Origin of the sequence: Acidovorax sp. BLS4 (assembly GCF_032929295.1) — a bacterium.
Classification (GTDB): domain Bacteria; phylum Pseudomonadota; class Gammaproteobacteria; order Burkholderiales; family Burkholderiaceae_C; genus Paracidovorax.
In genome coordinates this window covers 3303987-3318798 of record NZ_CP136797.1, presented here as the reverse complement: position 1 = coordinate 3318798, position 14812 = coordinate 3303987, and the positions used below count along the sequence as shown (strand labels likewise).

Sequence of the window (14812 nt, the reverse complement as noted above, 5' to 3'; positions counted from 1 at the left end):
GGTGCGCTTAAGTTTTTTCGCATGTTTTTTGTGTCCCCATCACCATGAAGACCTCTGGGCAATAGGCAGTTTGATGCGATGCACATTCGAGAGCACCATGAAATCACCACCCCTTTGATGCCGGTCCCGCCATCGGCGGAAGTCTTGGTTTTGCACGATGTATTTGTAGCCTTGCACCGATGCAGGGGGCTCATCCACTGCGACTTCTTCAATCGGCACATTCAACTGCGTGCGGATGCCACATTCCATCCCGTTGAAGCCCCAGCAGCCGAGGGGCTGGGAAATAAAGGACCTGCCATCATTGAAATCGTAGGCATCGCGCAAGTAGAACCCCAGTTCATCAATTTGCACGACAGCCTTGCCGTTTCCTAATGGGGTAACGATCCCGGTTGCGGCTACTTTGATCTGCGCTTCACCCATCGCCCCACAGAAATCGTCCATGGGATCACTCCATCGGCCAAATACCAGGTAGTTCACCTGACAGGTATTTTCGAGAACCTTTGCCGGAAGGGCCAAGTTGCCCAGTCGCCAGCATTGCTCCCCCACCCCCGGTCCTTCCCCTTCGGCTCCCTTGGCCACCGGCTTGCCGACGCCGGTTCCGGGCACTCTGCGCCCCTACCTGCGTCCGCACCCGCCACGGGCGTGGCCGCCGGCATGGCGCTCGCCTTGGTCGGCGCCATTGCCTTCAGCGGCAAGGCCATCATCGTCAAGCTGGCTGGCTGGCTGCCGTGCTGCTGCTAGCTGTGAAAAACAAGCGCGAGGAAGCCTTCGTCGAGGACTGACGTCCCGGCTGGGTACCCTCTCACGATTGAGAACGACGGCACCTTCGGGTGCCGTTTTTCTTTGGGGCCGGTCGGGAGGAGGGTGCGAGGCTCAGGGCATGATTTCGGCATCGGTCAGCGGTGGACAGTCAGCGCACTCCGGCGGAATGTTCTCGAACACCACGTCGCGCCCTACACGCACCTTGTTCATGGGCGGGTTGAGGTACCAATACAACTGGCCGTTGATCCAGAGGTCCACTACATCGCTTTCGCCCAGCAAAGTCTCTGGATGGATTTTGTACAAGCGAACCAATGAAGGAATTTTCATTTGGTGGTAGCGCAGGCGCTGTACCAGCGAAGCGTCGTAATACTCCAGTCGATAGACCTTGCGAGGACTGATGGAGATGCCTTTCAATGTTGGAGTGCATGCATACCAAAGCGCTGCTATCGCTGCGGCACAGAGCACGGCCCAGGATGCCCATCGAAGGTATTGGTTCGAAAAATTTTTCATGGATCTCACCAAGAGATTTTTTGTGGAAAAGGGAGCCGCACTCGATGCACATCCGATAGCACCATAAAGTCGCCTCCTCTTTGATTTTTCGTGCGCCAGTTGCGAAAGTCCTTGTTCTGGACGATGTACTTGCGGTTCTGCACGGCCGCAGGTGGTTCGTTCACGACCACTTCCTGCAGAGGCACGCTCAACTGCGTGCGAACTCCACACTCCACACCACTGAAGCCCCAGCAGCCCAGCGGTTGAGAAATGAAAGATTTGCCGTCATTGAAATCGTAGGCATCGCGCAAATAGAAGCCCAGTTCATTGATGTCCACAGTCGCTTTACCTGGCCCCTGTGGGGTCACCAATCCAGACACTGCCACGTTGACCTGCGCCTCGCCCATTGCGCCGTAGAAGTCGTCCATCGGATCGCTCCATTGGCCAAACGCGAGGTAATTCACCTGGCAGGTGTCTTCAAGTATTTTGGCGGGTTGATTCAAGTCGCCAAAGCGCCAGCACTGTTGATTGCGTCCCCTGCTTTGCTTTTCAACACGGTCTTTCAGCTGTGCAATTCCGGCTGGACTCGACCATTTGGCTTGCAGGCTGGCCATCGCATTCTGGACGCGTGCGAATCCCAGAGCCCACGCCATAGTGACGGTGGTCGCCTCCAATTGCGCCGGGCTCAATTGACTCAGCCGATAGGGCGCTCGGCTTTCTTTCATTTCCTGAGACATCGCGAAGGCCGCACTGCTGAACCATCGCTCCATCAACGCCGCCGCCACCGGCCACCCCAAGCGCGAGCGCATCACCGATGGAATGTCCCGCAACTGGAACAGGCGGGTGGCATATTGCGGCGCATTCTTGCGCCCGAGCACGGACCGCAGGGCTTCCTGCGGTGCCTTCAGAAGATCGACCATTGACCCTGACTCCCTTTGTTTTTCAGTCACGCTGAGGCTTGCGTGAACGGGGCGGATTATGGCGAAAAAATGGCTTGATTCCCCGGGAGTCGCTGTATGGGTTGGTTGCAGGGCGTAACCGTTCAGCAAATGATCGAGGTGCTGCGCGGAGCCATCTCGCACCGCCCGCAATGCCGCCGCAAAGCACCGCGACTTCGCCGGTATCGCCGATCGCGGGGCGGGCCGCGCACAGGGCCGATGGCTGTGCGGCCACCTGCATGCGACACTGAATGAATGCGCACCCGGCCAACGCACCGGGCTGCCCAACCCGCCGAATCCATGCAGCAGTCCACACCCCCCGATACCGCGCGCTCCACGGCCCCTGCCGTCGAAGCGTCCGCTTCCGTTCCAGTGCAGCCCTCGGGGCCTTTGCCCGCGCCGAATGCCGGCGTGGCCGCCGGCATGGCCCTGGCCCTGGTCGGCGCCATCGCCTTCAGCGGCAAGGCCATCATCGTCAAGCTGGCCTATCGCCACGGCGTGGACGCGGTCACGCTCATCATGTACCGCATGCTGTTCGCGCTGCCGATCTTCGCGGCCATGGCGTGGTGGGCCAGCCGGGGCAAGGCGCCGCTCACGCGCCGCGACTGGGCGGGCGTGGCGTGGCTGGGGTTCACGGGCTACTACCTGGCGAGCTTTCTCGACTTCGCCGGGCTGGCGTACATCAGCGCCAGCCTGGAGCGGCTGATCCTGTACCTCAACCCGACCCTGGTGGTGGTGCTGGGCTGGGTGCTGTATCGCCGCAGCATCCGCTGGGGGCAGATGCTGGGCATGGCGATCAGTTACTGCGGCGTGGTGCTGGTGTTCGGGCACGAGGCGGGCCTGCAGGGCGCGTACGTGGCCTGGGGGGTGCTGCTGGTGTTCCTGTCGGCCGTGAGCTATGCGGTCTATCTGGTGTACAGCGGCGAGATGGTCAAGCGCATCGGCTCGCTGCGCCTGGTGGGCCTTGCGACCACGGTGGCGTGCGTGTGCTGCCTGCTGCAGTTCGCGGTGCTGCGGCCGCTGGGCGCGGCGGTGGTGGCGCCCGAGGTGCTGTGGCTGTCGTTGCTGAACGCCACGCTGTGCACGGCGGTGCCGGTGCTGCTGGTGATGATGGCCATCGAGCGCGTGGGCGCGGGCCTGGCCGCGCAGGCCGGCATGGTGGGGCCGCTGTCCACGATCCTGATGGGGGTGTGGCTGCTGGACGAGCCGTTCACGCTGTGGGTGGCGTCGGGCACGGCGCTGGTGCTCACGGGCATCTTCGTCTTCACCCGCATGGCGGCGCGCAAGCCCGCGGGCTGACGTCCTGCGGAGCCGGTGCCTGGCGCCGCGCATTCCCCTTGCCCGGCGCTGGCGCGTCGCGCTTCGTATCATGGTCCTTTGATCGCTGGCGCACCGGAAGCAGGGCGCCTTCGGTGCCTCTTGGTGTGATTCGCAACGGGCCGGACGACCGGCCGTGAAAGGAGACTATGGACCTGGGTATTGCCGGTAAATGGGCGTTGGTGTGCGGCGCCAGCAAGGGATTGGGGTATGGCTGCGCCGAGGCGCTGGTGCGCGAGGGCGTGAACGTGGTGATCAACGCCCGCAACGCCGAGGCGCTGGACCAAGCCGCGGCGCAGCTGCTGGCCGCGGCGGCCAACGAGTCGGCCACGCTGGCGCACAAGCACCCGCAGCCGATCGTGCTGGCCGTGGCGGCGGACATCACCACGCCCGAGGGCCGGGCCGCCGCGCTGTCGGTGGCGGGCGGGCCCGGGGCGGCGTTCGACATCGTGGTCACCAACGCGGGCGGTCCGCCGCCGGGCGACTTCCGCGACTGGGACCGCGATGCCTGGATCAAGGCGGTGGACGCCAACATGCTCACGCCGATCGAGCTGATCAAGGCCACGGTGGACGGCATGGCGGCACGGGGCTTCGGGCGCATCGTCAACATCACGTCGAGCGCGGTGAAGGCGCCCATCGACATCCTGGGCCTGTCCAACGGCGCGCGCAGCGGCCTCACGGGCTTCGTGGCGGGCGCCTCGCGCAGTTCCATTGCGGCGAAGGGCGTGACGATCAACAACCTGCTGCCGGGCAAGTTCGACACCGATCGCCTGTCGGCCAACATCCAGGCGACCGTCCAGAAGACCGGCAAGAGCGAAGACGATGTCCGCCGGGCGCACCAGGCGGCCATTCCGGCGGGCCGCTACGGCACGCCGCAGGAATTCGGGGCGATCTGCGCGTTCCTGTGCAGCGTGCAGGCGGGCTACCTGACAGGGCAGAACGTCCTGGCCGACGGCGGGGCGTTTCCGGGCACGTTCTGACGCGAAGAGGGCCGCCTTGGGGGCGGCAGGCCCTTCAAGTCCGCGACTGGGCCCCGGCCGCCGCGCCGGATGCCCTTCGCCGCCGCTCGCCCAGGCGCAGGCCGAGCACCAGGCTGGCGAGGAACACCGCGAGCGCCAGGTACGCCTGCAGGTAGTAGCTCCAGCCCTGCTCGGCATACAGGTAGGGCCCGACGTCGGTGGAGTGGATCTCCAGCAGCAGCCCGGCGAACCACAGCGCGGGCACCACCGCCAGCGCCGCGCCCAGCCACCGCCGCCAGGCCATGCCCGCCATGCACACGGCCGAGGCGCCCAGGGCTACGGCCCAGATGTGCCAGAGAGCCGGCGTCTTGTCGCTGACTTCGGCCATGGCCAGCCCCGGTGCCAGAGCCAGGGCCAGGAGCGCGGTGGTGCTTCGGGCCTTCATTGGGGCGGGTAGCGGACGGTGAGCGGTATGTAGCATTCGGGAAGGCCTCCCAGTTCGCTCTTGAGCTTTTCGACGAACTTGTCGATGTGCACGGTCAGGTCGATGCAGCCGGCGCTGCCTGGCGTCGAGCCGCCGTGGATGAAGAAGCCGCCGCGCCCGTAGGTTTCTGTGCCGGGATAGGGGTGGATGGTCAGCCGGAAATTGCCCCAGGCCGCGCGCGGCGAGCGGTACAGGTTCTTGAGCCAGTTGTTGGCCCACATCTCGGACGGCTGGATCCAGTAGTCCCCTTCGGGGATGGGCCCGGCGTTGCGGGTCTTCTGCCATTCGGTGGAGTAGTCGAATTGGCCGTTCTTGGGTTTGCCGGACACGGCGGGCAGCGCGAGGACGGATTGCGTGCCCGTGCCGCGCAGGACTTTTCCGTCGAATTGCAGTGCGATTTTCGATTGCAGGCATCCGGGGGCGTGGGGTCGGCTGCGCTCCAGGGCGTAGGGATCGGACATGGCAGGGTGAAAGGGTTGGCGCCGCGCAAAAGGGCATGCGCAACGGGCAGGGCGCCCGGGCGGTTCAGCGCGGCCGGCCGATTCTAGGAGGGGGCTCTGCCGTGGCTCGTGCGTTTTTGTAATGCCGGGTGTCGGGACGTATCGCACGCCGCACGCTGAACGCGCGCCCTTTGGCGCGCTACACCGACCAGGTGCGCGGCCGCTGCGCCGCCATGCCCCAGCACTGTGCGCGCCACGCCGCCCAAACGGCCTGCAGCAGGCCCATGGCGGGCTCCACCACGGGCGCGAGCACCCGCACCACCACCACGTTCGGATGGGGGCTGGTGGCGCCGGCCGTGGCGGCCAACGGGTGCCCGTCGATGGCGGCGCGGGCGGCGTCCAGCGCGCCTTCGCGCCGCTCGCGCGTCAGGGCTTCGCCGGCGATGAAGAAGACCGACGCCATGCAGCGGTGCCCCGCCAGGCCCAGCGGGCCGTCGAGCAGCAGCCGGTCCGCCGCGTCGATGCGGCCGCGCTCCAGCCACACGCCCGGCACCTCGATGTGCTGGGTGAAACAGCCCGATTCGAAGGGTTGCCCTGCGTGGGGCAGCCCGAGCGCGGTGACGTCCCAGCCCAGGCATTCGGCGCCCGGGGACACCTCCAGCGTGAGCCGGTTCTCGGCCTGGCAGGCGTTGTAGCAAAGGGCTTCGAGCGGCAGCCATTCGAGCCGCGCGCCGGGCGCCAGCACGGCGTGCGCGCGCTGCAAGGCAGGGGCACCGGTGGATCGGTAAAAGCGCGTGGCGCCAGGGGTGGTGACCAGGCCGTGCGCGCCGGCCGCGACGGTGGTGCGGATGTCCAGCGTGTCGCCCCCCACCAACCCGCCGGGCGGGTGCACCAGCACGTTGTGGCACACCGCATCGCCTTCGGGGTACAGGCTTTGCAGGATGCGCAGCGGGCCGCCGTGTTCGAAGCGCGCCACCGTGCGCTCGGCCTCGCGGCGGTAGTCCAGTTGCAGGTGGGCGTGCCAAGTCATGCGGTTGCTATCAAATCGTGAGCTAGACCGGCATGATATCCGCCGGCATCGGGCCGATTCGATGCCGACCGGGCACAGGGGATGGGCTTCAGGCTTTCCACGCACCCCGGTGCGAGGCCGAGGACTCCTCGATCAGCGCCGGGCCGATGCATTCGATGGCATGGGACGAGGCCGCGAACACATCGCGGCACGACAGCTCGGCGTCGCGCTGGTCCAGCCGCTCGCCGCGAAAGGCGCGCAGCCGCACGGCGTCGATGCCGTACACCACGCGCCCGATGTTGGCCCAGAAGATCGCGCCCGCGCACATCACGCAGGGCTCGCCGGACGAATACAGCGTGGCCTGGGCGAAGGCCTCGCGCGGATGGTGCGGGCTGGCCAGCCGCACGGCCGAGGTCTCGGCATGCGCGGTGCAGTCGCCGGTCTCGCCGTTGGCGTTCCAGGCCTCGGCCAGGATGCGGTCGTCCGCACCCACGATGACGGCGCCGAACGGGCGGTTGCCACGCGCGCGGGCCTGGTCGGCGAGGGCGATGGCGCGGCGCAGGTACAGGCCATCGCGCGGGGCGAGGGGGACTTCCTCGGGCAGTTCGCCAGTGGGGGAGGCAGGCATGTTCATCGGGCGGTCTCCGCTGTCAGGCCGGCACCTTGCGGTCGGCCGCAGGGGGCAGGAACGCTGGGTTGAACACGCGCTCGGCCGCCGGCTTGCGGGCCAGGCCGAACGTGGTGGCGATCTCGTCGATCTGCCGCGCCAGCACGTCCGCCTGCACGCCGCCCAGGCCGATGGCCTGCGTCTCGGGCGTGGCGAGGTACTGCCGGGTAATGGCCCAGCGGGCGCGTTCCATGTCCATGTTCAGGATGGGCTCGCGCGCCTTGATGGCGGTCATCGCCGCGTCGGGGTTGGAGAGCGTCTCGCGCAGCGCCCGGTTCGTGGCGCGCAGGAAGGCCCGCGCCACGTCGGGCCGCTCCTGCAGCAGCCGGCCGGCCAGGATGGCGTTGCCGTAGAGGTTGAGCCCGGTCTTGCCGTACTCGAGCACGGCCAGGTCCTGCGGCGGCATGCGGGCGAACAGGGACACGGCCGAGTCGTGGAAGTAGGTGGCCGCGTCCACGTCGCCGCGCACCATCACGTTGTCGCGCGCGCTGAAGTCGGTGGTCACCCACTGGAACAGGTCGGGGCTGGTGTTGAGCTGGCGCGCCACCATGGGCCAGCTGCGGCGCGTGGATTCCACGGCGGCGGCGGCCACGCGCTTGCCCTTGAGCGACTGGAAGTCGGTGGTCACGCCGCGGTCCTTGCGGCCGATGATGACGAAGGGAGCGCGGTTGTAGTACTGGTAGATGGCCTGTACCGGCGCATCGGCGTTCTGCGCGTGGAACTCCGCCAGCGCGCTGATGTCGCCCAGCCCCAGGTCGTAGGCCCCGCTGGCCACGCGCGTGATCGAGGCCACGGAGCCCGAGCCCACGTCGATGGCCACGTCCAGCCCCTCGTCCTTGTAGTAGCCGTTGGCGGCGGCCAGGAAGAACGGCGCGGTCTGGCTGGTCACGCGGAAGTCGAGCGTGAACTTGAGCGGTGTGGTGGCCTTGCCCTGGGCGTGCACGGTGGGCGCGGCCAGGGTGGCGGACAGGAGGGTGGTGGCGGAGGTGGCGAGGAATCGGCGGCGTTGCATGGCGGTGGCTCCAGGTTCGGGGTAACGACCGGCCACGGCGCATCTGCGCCGTGCATCGGTGCGAACTGAGCAATTTCCGGGCAACGGCGCCGTGGGGGAACGGGCCGGGCTGAACGCTTCTACTCGGAGGCGGCGTTGCATGAAGCGTGCCTGCACAACGCAGTTCGAGCCCCATCGGGATGGGTGGGTGAGGCACGGCCGAGGCGTGTCGCCGCTGGTGCATTCCCGGCGGGGCAGGCACGCGGCTGGTGCATGGCCGTCCCCGTTGCGGTGAGGCGCGGCGGCGCGGCGCGTGCAGCCGCTGCGCCATGGCACCTGCCCACCCGCTGCACACGGATTGGCCTGCGATTTGCTTGCACGCCCCGCAAGAGTAGAAGCGTTCAGCCCGATGGCCCGCACCGCGCGTTGCCATCGGCGGGTCATTGCTCTTGAAGCCGGTGGTGGCCGCCGGCGCGCCGTTGCCGTCCTGGCGAATGCGTGTCGACGGTCGCCGCCTTTGTCCCCTTCAAGAGCCCCATGGCGCGTGCCTGCCTGGCCGTGTCCGCCATGGGCCTTGGTTCATCCAAAGAGGAAACCCGCCATGCAGCAGAGCACCGCCAACCCCCCCGCCATCTCCCCTGCCGACCCCGCAGACGCCACCGCCGATGTGCGCGGCGAACTGGAAAAGGAAGCCCGCATGGGCGGCATGGGCGCTGAAACCAGCGCCCGAGAAATCCGGCGCATCGACCTGTCCGACTTCGAGCACCGCAAGGCCGAGATCGCCGAGCAGTTGTGGAGCGCCTCGGTCGAGATCGGCTTCTTCCAGGTCACCGGCCACGGCATTGCCGTGGAGGACATCCGCAACGCCTTCGCGCGCGCCGAGGCGTTCTTCGACCTGCCGCGCGAGACCAAGGCGCAGTGGCCGCTGGCACGCAATGCCGGCTGGGAGCACAAGGCGCAGGTGCGCCCGTCCACGCGCACGCCCGACCAGAAGGAGTCCTACCAGGTCACCCGGCCGCGCATGGCGGGCCTGTGGCCCAGCGAGGCTGAGCTGCCGGGGTTCCAGGAAGCCACCTTGCGCTTCGAGGCGCAGTGCTGGCACGTGGGCATGCAGCTGCTGTCGTGCTTTGCGGACCGGCTGGGGTTCGATCCGGACTTCTTCACCCGCGCGCACGACCCGTCGAGCGCGGCCTACCAGAGCACCCTGCGCATGCTCCATTACTTCGCCGTGGACCCGGCGCTCAAGGACGAGCTGGGCCTGTGGCGCGCGGGCGCGCACACGGACTTCGACTGCCTCACGCTGCTGTTCCAGCGCCCGGGCCAGGGCGGGCTGCAGGTGCTGCCCGGCAAGGAGATGGAGAGCCGCCAGTGGACCAGCGTGGAGCCGGCCGAAGGCGTCATCACCTGCAACATCGGCGACATGCTGACGCGCTGGAGCGATGACCAGTTGCCCAGCAACTTCCACCGCGTGCGCAATCCGCTGCCCCACGAATACCAGGGCGCGCGCTACAGCCTGGCGTTCTTCTGCCAGGCGAACGAGGATGCCGTGGTGGAAGGGCCGGGCCGCAAGTACCCGCCGATCACCGCGGGCGACTACCTGCGCCAGCGCATCACGGCGAATTTCGCGAAGTACTGAGCGCGTCAGGCGGCTTTCGAAAGGCCCGGCCGCGGGGCTTAGCCAGTCCGCAGCAGGTCCCTGGCACTACACCGTCGAGGTCAGCGGCGCCGGCATGGTTTCGGACGCGCCGCGCGCCGGCAGGATGATGTGAAACACGCTGCCCTGGGCCGCGTTGCTCGCATGGATGCGCCCGCCGAAGGCCTCGACGATCTTGCGGCAGATGGCCAGCCCCAGGCCGGTGCCGCCAGAGCCGTCGCGCGTCGTGCTGGACTGCATGAAGGCCTCGAAGATGCGCTCGAGTTCCTCCTCGGGCACGCCCGGTCCGCTGTCTTCGATCTCGATGTGGATCTGCCCCAGGCCGTCCATGAAGCCGCGCAGCTCGATGGTCGATCCCCCGGGCGAGAACTTGACCGCGTTCGCCAGCACGTTGCGCACGACCTGCTGGAACCGCAGCGGATCGGCCTTGGCGACCAGCGGCAGATCCGGCAGGTCCAGATGCAGATACAGCCGGTGCCGGGCGAGCAGGGGGTCGAACTCCCGCGCTACCGAGCGGATGAGCCCGCGCAGGTCGGTGCGCTCCAGGTGGAAGGTGCCCACCGTGCTTTCGATCTTGGCCACATCCAGCAGGTCGTTGACCAGTGTGAGCATGCGCTGCCCTGCGGCGTGAATGTCGTTGAACATGCCGGCCAGCCGCGCATCGGCCGGGCTGCGCAGCGTGCCCAGTTCGGCGAACCCGATGATCGACTGCAGCGGCGTGCGCAGCTCATGGCTCATGTTGGCCACGAACTCCGACTTGGTTCGCGAGGCCTCCTCGGCCGCGGTGCGCGCCTCCTGGATGGCTCGCTCGGCCATGCGGAAATCGGTCACGTCCATCAGGATGCTGAGCACGCCAGTGGCATGGCCCATCTCGTCGGTCAGCGCCGCCTTGAAGACGCGGGCGTCGCGGTGCGTGCCGTCGCCGTGCAGCAGCCGGGTCTCCAGCGTCATCTTGCCGCCCTGCATCAGAAGGCACTGGTTCGCCTCCACCACGACGTTGGCCTCGTCCGGCGGAAGGAAGGCATGCAGCCGCTCGCCGATCACCTGCGCGCGGCCCCGTCCCTTGTATTCCTCCCAGGCGCGGTTCACGAGCACCACGCAATGGTTCTTGTCCGTCAGGGACATGGGCAGGGGGTTGGTTTCGAGCAGCAGGTTCTGGAAGGCCAGCTGGGCCTGCAGCTTCAGTTGCGCTTCCCAGCGGCCGGTCACGTCCACTGCGCTGCCGGCGAAGCCGGCGATGCGCCCTTCGCTCACGAGCGGGACCACCGCCAGCTCGAACAGCAGGTGTCGGCCATCGGCGCTGCGGATCAGGGCCTGGCAGGTGCGCGCCTGCGCCGTGGATTCGGTGTCGAGCATGGCCAGGACCTCGTTGCGGCTGATCGAGTCCACGATGTCCGGCAGAGTCTGCCCCACGGCATGCGAGGGGCTGCGCCCGCTGATTGTGTCCCACCGCGCGTTGGCATAGGTGATGACGCCGTGCGCATCGGTGCGGAAGATCAGCTCCTGCACGCTGCTGATGAGCACCGCCAGATCGTGCTGGCTCTGTGCGATCTTGCGTTGCGCAAGGTTCATCGAGCGCTGCGCGGCCTCGCGCGCGCGCAGGCCGCGCCAGGCGGTCGCGGTCAGTCCCAGGGCGAGCAGCACGGCGGCCAGGCCGATGCCGAGCATGCTCCGGGCTTCCTGCAGCCACCGGTCCAGCGCCATCGCGTAGGGCTCCTCCACGATCGCCACCAGCGGCTTGTCGCGCGAGGCACGAAAGGCCAGGATGCGGTCGCCGCCCAGCACGCCCTGGCCGACGTAGCTGGCGAAGTCGCGGTGGGGCAGGTAACTGTGGAAGACGGGCAGGTGGTCGATCCGCCGGCCGGCCAGGGCGGCGGCGGGCGCCGAGCTGGCCAGCACCTGGCCGTCGTCGGTGGCGATCACCGCGTCGTAACTCAGGGACTCCAGCGTGAGGTACTGGAAGTTCGACAGCGCGCCAGGGTTGACCAGCCCCACGAGCATCATGTCCCGGCCGCCGTTGGTGCGAAAGCCGCGCAGCAGCGGTATGAACGACATGCCCGCCGGAGCCACGTCGGGGGGCGTGGTGCGGCGCAGGCTGCCCAGGCTGCGGCCCGGCACCAGCGGGCCGATGCGCTGGTGTTCTTCCTCCACCCAGGGCCCCAGGCCCGTGACGTCGATGAAGGTGCCGGCCTCGCCGTTGACGGTGCTCGCGACCACCAGGCCCTTGGTGTCCACCACCGCCACGCCGCGCATGAAGGGCAGCCCCGCCAGCACCTGCCGCATCGCGACCTCCATCGCCTGCGTGCTGGTGGGTGCCTCGGTCAGTGCCTGCGAATGCGCGAGCACGCCCAGTGCCATGTCGCCGGCATCGAACGTGCGGGCGGCCTGGTCTTCGATGATTCGGGCCAGCAGCTGGGCCTGTACCTGGCTGGCGGTCATCGTCGCGCGCATGTCGTTCACAGCCAGCAGGGCCATCGCGGCAGCGGCCAGCAGCGCGGCCGCCACGCCGGCGGCCAGCACAAGGCCGCTCGCTGGCAGCCCACGAAAGCGCAGCGCCGGTTCCGCCGCGGGCGATGGGGGGGAGGGGGCGCGGCGCTTCATCGTCATTTCAGGGCTCGATCACCTGGCCGAGGCCGTTCTTTTCCGCGGCGGCCTTGAGCCGGCCATCGCGCTTGATGCGGACCACGAAGTCGTTCATCTGCCGCAGCCACGCACCATCGCCGGGACGCACCGCGTAGGCGTAGGGCACGACCTGGATCGAATGCGCCGGCACGAGGAGCTTGGCCCAGTTGGCGTTGTCCAGCAACTGGCGGCTGTAGAAATAATTGGTCATGAACACATCCACGCGGCCTGAGATGAGCTCCTGCTCGCGCGTGGACGGCGCGTCGACCGGTACCACCCGCGCATGGTGCAGTTGCGCCGTCATGAGCGGCCCCGTCAGGGTGCCTTGCTGCACGCCGACCCGCACGCCGGGCTGGTCGATGTCGGCCCATTGCGTGACCACCGCATTGTTCTTGGTGGTGATGGCATACACGTCGCTGTGCAGGTAGGGCTGCGTGAAGTCCAGCACCTGCCGGCGCTGCGGCGTCACGGCGATGGCGGACATGGCCACATCGCAGCGGCGGCTTGTCAGGTCGGCCACCAGCGATGGAAAGGATGAATCCACGTACTCCAGGCGCGCGCCCAGGTCTTTCGCGAGTTCGGCCGACAGGTCGATGTCGATGCCTTTCAACTCCCGCGTGCGAGGATGGCGGTAGGTCACCCCGTAGTAGTCGGGCCAGATGCAGACCCGCAAGACCCCGGTCGAGCGCACCCGGTCGGACACCGACTCGGCCTTTGCAGCCGGCCACGCGGCCATGCAAACCAGCAGCGACAGGGAAAGGGCGATCCGCTTCATGCCATCCATTCTTCAGGGCCGTGCCCTGCAGGGAAAAGGGCACGCGATGTCCTCGGGATGCAGGCCGGCCGGGAGGGCGGCCTGGGGTGTCCGTGCATCATAGGCCCCTGCCCGATCCATGGTCGCGCGAAGCGGGCTTTTTGCCAGGCGCTGGTGCGGGGGCGACGAGCGGTGATGACCATGGCGTGGGCGGTGAGAAAATGATAGAAATAAAAAATGGCGCGATGGGCGGATTTTAATCAGAAAAATCATTTTTATCATCTTTAAATTTGTTTGTTTTGAACCCAACAGCGGCACAATTCACGCATGGCAACATCTGCTCCTGAGATCTCCGATCTGACCGATCACTGCACCACCCTGGAGGTGGCCAAGCTGCTCGGCATGGCCGTTCGATCCGTTCAACTCATGGTGGACCGCGGGGAGCTCCAAGCCTGGAAGACGCCCGGCGGACACCGGCGCATTTCCCGCGCGTCCGTTCAGCAATGGCTGCAGGGCAACAAGGCCGCCCCCTCCCCGCCGCACAATCGACGAGCGGACGACGCCCGGCCCGGGGCCGAGGCCGGCGCGCCGAAAAAGCCCCTGCTGTTGCTCATCGAGGATTCGACGCACTTCCAGAACCTCATCCAGCTCATCGTGCAGCAGCAGTTTCCCGAACTGGGGCTGCAGGTGGCCGACGACGGCATTGCCGGCCTGGCTCTGTATGGGCAACTGCAGCCGGACATCCTCATCGTGGACATCCTGCTGCCCGGACTGGATGGCGCGACCCTGATCACCACGCTGCGGTCCCATTCCCAGTTCGCGCGCAGCGAGTTGATCGTGGTGACCTCGCTCGACGAGTCGCAGCGCGCGCCCTATGCCTTCGCCCTGCAGGGCGTGTCTGTCATCCACAAGCCCCGGCTGGTCGCCGAATTGCCCGGCGCGCTGCAGGCCTGCATTGAAAAGCTGCGCCATGGATGAACCCGTCGTCCTCCTGGTGGAAGACGATGTCCTGGTGTCCCGCTTCGTCGGCATGGTGCTCGACGACCTGCCGGTGCGGCTGCAGGTCTGCAGCAGCGTGGAGCAGGCGTTGCAGTTCCTGGCGGAGCACCGCGTCCAGCTGGTCATCACCGACCTCATGATGCCCGGGGAATCCGGCATGGGGCTGATCCAGCGCATGGCCGCCGACCCCTCCCTCGCAGCGGGCGCCAAGGTCGTGGTGTTCAGCGCAGGATTGAACACCAAGGTGCGAGAGCAGCTGGCGTCGACGAACATCTGGCGCACGCTGGCCAAGCCGGCCTCGGTGGGCGATCTGCAGGGTTGCGTGCGGGATGCCCTGCAGTTGTCCGGCCAGAACCTGCAGGCCGCGCCGCCCGTCTCCACAGGGCCGGCGGCCCCGGCCGCAGCGCCGGGTCTGGCGGACCATGAAGCCCTGGCGGTGGCCACGCACTTCGCCAACAACCGCCCCCTGTTCGAGGCCTACCGCGAGCGTTGCTTCGTTCAGTTCGCCAGGGATGGCGAAGAGGGCGACCGGGCCGCGGCGGCGGCCGACCTGGCCGCGCTGCGCCGGCTGGCGCACAACCTGCGCACCGTGCTGCTCACGCTGGGCCGCAGCGAAGGCCATCGGGTGGCCAGCCGCCTCGAAGAGGCCGCCATCGCCGAAGATGTGCCGGCCGCCGTGGCCGGCTGGAAGGCGCTGCGGGACCACCTGGCGCCCTGACGTTCAGGA

Annotated in this window: 15 protein-coding genes; 5 read left to right on the top strand and 10 right to left on the bottom strand. The window is 67.6% G+C overall.

Annotation, left to right across the window (positions count from 1 at the left end; all coding sequences use genetic code 11):
* Positions 1-39: 39 nt before the first annotated feature.
* From R1Z03_RS15435 to R1Z03_RS15425, 3 genes are all read right to left on the bottom strand, one after another.
* Complete coding sequence (locus R1Z03_RS15435; protein ID WP_317360394.1) at positions 40-546, bottom strand: DUF6402 family protein; 507 nt, start codon at positions 544-546, stop codon at positions 40-42.
* 327 nt (positions 547-873) lie between these two features.
* A complete protein-coding gene (locus R1Z03_RS15430) occupies positions 874-1272 on the bottom strand; it encodes a hypothetical protein (RefSeq protein ID WP_317352501.1) in 399 nt (132 codons plus the stop codon).
* Between the two features lie 5 nt (positions 1273-1277).
* The gene (locus R1Z03_RS15425; protein ID WP_317352499.1) at positions 1278-2171 is read right to left on the bottom strand and encodes a DUF6402 family protein; all 894 of its coding nucleotides are present in this window, start codon (positions 2169-2171) and stop codon (positions 1278-1280) included.
* 441 nt (positions 2172-2612) lie between these two features.
* Here R1Z03_RS15425 and R1Z03_RS15420 point away from each other — a divergent pair, with 441 nt between their 5' ends.
* On the top strand, positions 2613-3488 hold the full coding sequence (locus R1Z03_RS15420; RefSeq protein ID WP_272569612.1) for a DMT family transporter: 876 nt from the start codon (positions 2613-2615) through the stop codon (positions 3486-3488).
* Between the two features lie 167 nt (positions 3489-3655).
* The gene (locus R1Z03_RS15415; RefSeq protein WP_284426154.1) at positions 3656-4486 is read left to right on the top strand and encodes an SDR family oxidoreductase; all 831 of its coding nucleotides are present in this window, start codon (positions 3656-3658) and stop codon (positions 4484-4486) included.
* Positions 4487-4520: 34 nt separating this feature from the next.
* Here R1Z03_RS15415 and R1Z03_RS15410 read toward each other — a convergent pair whose 3' ends face one another.
* The 5 genes from R1Z03_RS15410 to R1Z03_RS15390 all read right to left on the bottom strand — a co-directional run bounded on the left by R1Z03_RS15410 (position 4521) and on the right by R1Z03_RS15390 (position 8077).
* Positions 4521-4910, bottom strand: coding sequence for a hypothetical protein (locus R1Z03_RS15410; protein WP_284429964.1), 390 nt, complete (start codon positions 4908-4910; stop codon positions 4521-4523).
* Positions 4907-5410, bottom strand: coding sequence for a tlde1 domain-containing protein (locus R1Z03_RS15405; RefSeq protein WP_284426156.1), 504 nt, complete (start codon positions 5408-5410; stop codon positions 4907-4909). The genes R1Z03_RS15410 and R1Z03_RS15405 overlap by 4 nt, the downstream gene beginning before the upstream one ends.
* Positions 5411-5588: 178 nt before the next feature.
* Positions 5589-6419 (bottom strand): urease accessory protein UreD, encoded by an 831-nt coding sequence (locus R1Z03_RS15400; RefSeq protein ID WP_317352492.1) that lies wholly within the window; start codon positions 6417-6419, stop codon positions 5589-5591.
* Positions 6420-6507: 88 nt separating this feature from the next.
* The gene (locus R1Z03_RS15395) at positions 6508-7032 is read right to left on the bottom strand and encodes a nucleoside deaminase (RefSeq protein ID WP_284429966.1); all 525 of its coding nucleotides are present in this window, start codon (positions 7030-7032) and stop codon (positions 6508-6510) included.
* A gap of 16 nt (positions 7033-7048) precedes the next feature.
* On the bottom strand, positions 7049-8077 hold the full coding sequence (locus R1Z03_RS15390; protein WP_317352490.1) for an ABC transporter substrate-binding protein: 1029 nt from the start codon (positions 8075-8077) through the stop codon (positions 7049-7051).
* Positions 8078-8657: 580 nt separating this feature from the next.
* Here R1Z03_RS15390 and R1Z03_RS15385 point away from each other — a divergent pair.
* A complete protein-coding gene (locus R1Z03_RS15385; protein WP_372588157.1) occupies positions 8658-9692 on the top strand; it encodes an isopenicillin N synthase family oxygenase in 1035 nt (344 codons plus the stop codon).
* Positions 9693-9758: 66 nt separating this feature from the next.
* On the opposite strand, the gene R1Z03_RS15380 is transcribed toward R1Z03_RS15385, so the two are convergent.
* Both R1Z03_RS15380 and R1Z03_RS15375 read right to left on the bottom strand, forming a co-directional pair.
* Positions 9759-12317 carry a PAS domain-containing sensor histidine kinase gene (locus R1Z03_RS15380; protein ID WP_317352488.1) on the bottom strand — a complete coding sequence of 853 codons (2559 nt, stop codon included), beginning with the start codon at positions 12315-12317 and terminating at the stop codon, positions 9759-9761.
* A gap of 1 nt (position 12318) precedes the next feature.
* Positions 12319-13107 carry an ABC transporter substrate-binding protein gene (locus R1Z03_RS15375; RefSeq protein ID WP_317352485.1) on the bottom strand — a complete coding sequence of 263 codons (789 nt, stop codon included), beginning with the start codon at positions 13105-13107 and terminating at the stop codon, positions 12319-12321.
* Positions 13108-13413: 306 nt separating this feature from the next.
* On the opposite strand from R1Z03_RS15375, the gene R1Z03_RS15370 reads away from it, so the two are divergent.
* Positions 13414-14064 carry a response regulator gene (locus R1Z03_RS15370; RefSeq protein WP_317352481.1) on the top strand — a complete coding sequence of 217 codons (651 nt, stop codon included), beginning with the start codon at positions 13414-13416 and terminating at the stop codon, positions 14062-14064.
* Positions 14057-14803 (top strand): response regulator, encoded by a 747-nt coding sequence (locus R1Z03_RS15365; RefSeq protein ID WP_317352478.1) that lies wholly within the window; start codon positions 14057-14059, stop codon positions 14801-14803. Before R1Z03_RS15370 ends, R1Z03_RS15365 begins: the two co-directional genes overlap by 8 nt.
* Positions 14804-14812: the final 9 nt, after the last annotated feature.

What these genes read in the sequence shown, in the direction of transcription:
- R1Z03_RS15430 (WP_317352501.1), bottom strand. Translation starts at nt 1,272, where the DNA reads ATGAAAAATTTTTCGAACCAATACCTTCGATGGGCATCCTGGGCCGTG.
- R1Z03_RS15425 (WP_317352499.1), bottom strand. Translation starts at nt 2,171, where the DNA reads ATGGTCGATCTTCTGAAGGCACCGCAGGAAGCCCTGCGGTCCGTGCTC.
- R1Z03_RS15420 (WP_272569612.1), top strand. Translation starts at nt 2,613, where the DNA reads ATGGCCCTGGCCCTGGTCGGCGCCATCGCCTTCAGCGGCAAGGCCATC.
- R1Z03_RS15415 (WP_284426154.1), top strand. Translation starts at nt 3,656, where the DNA reads ATGGACCTGGGTATTGCCGGTAAATGGGCGTTGGTGTGCGGCGCCAGC.
- R1Z03_RS15410 (WP_284429964.1), bottom strand. Translation starts at nt 4,910, where the DNA reads ATGAAGGCCCGAAGCACCACCGCGCTCCTGGCCCTGGCTCTGGCACCG.
- R1Z03_RS15405 (WP_284426156.1), bottom strand. Translation starts at nt 5,410, where the DNA reads ATGTCCGATCCCTACGCCCTGGAGCGCAGCCGACCCCACGCCCCCGGA.
- R1Z03_RS15400 (WP_317352492.1), bottom strand. Translation starts at nt 6,419, where the DNA reads ATGACTTGGCACGCCCACCTGCAACTGGACTACCGCCGCGAGGCCGAG.
- R1Z03_RS15395 (WP_284429966.1), bottom strand. Translation starts at nt 7,032, where the DNA reads ATGAACATGCCTGCCTCCCCCACTGGCGAACTGCCCGAGGAAGTCCCC.
- R1Z03_RS15390 (WP_317352490.1), bottom strand. Translation starts at nt 8,077, where the DNA reads ATGCAACGCCGCCGATTCCTCGCCACCTCCGCCACCACCCTCCTGTCC.
- R1Z03_RS15385 (WP_372588157.1), top strand. Translation starts at nt 8,658, where the DNA reads ATGCAGCAGAGCACCGCCAACCCCCCCGCCATCTCCCCTGCCGACCCC.
- R1Z03_RS15380 (WP_317352488.1), bottom strand. Translation starts at nt 12,317, where the DNA reads ATGACGATGAAGCGCCGCGCCCCCTCCCCCCCATCGCCCGCGGCGGAA.
- R1Z03_RS15375 (WP_317352485.1), bottom strand. Translation starts at nt 13,107, where the DNA reads ATGAAGCGGATCGCCCTTTCCCTGTCGCTGCTGGTTTGCATGGCCGCG.
- R1Z03_RS15370 (WP_317352481.1), top strand. Translation starts at nt 13,414, where the DNA reads ATGGCAACATCTGCTCCTGAGATCTCCGATCTGACCGATCACTGCACC.
- R1Z03_RS15365 (WP_317352478.1), top strand. Translation starts at nt 14,057, where the DNA reads ATGGATGAACCCGTCGTCCTCCTGGTGGAAGACGATGTCCTGGTGTCC.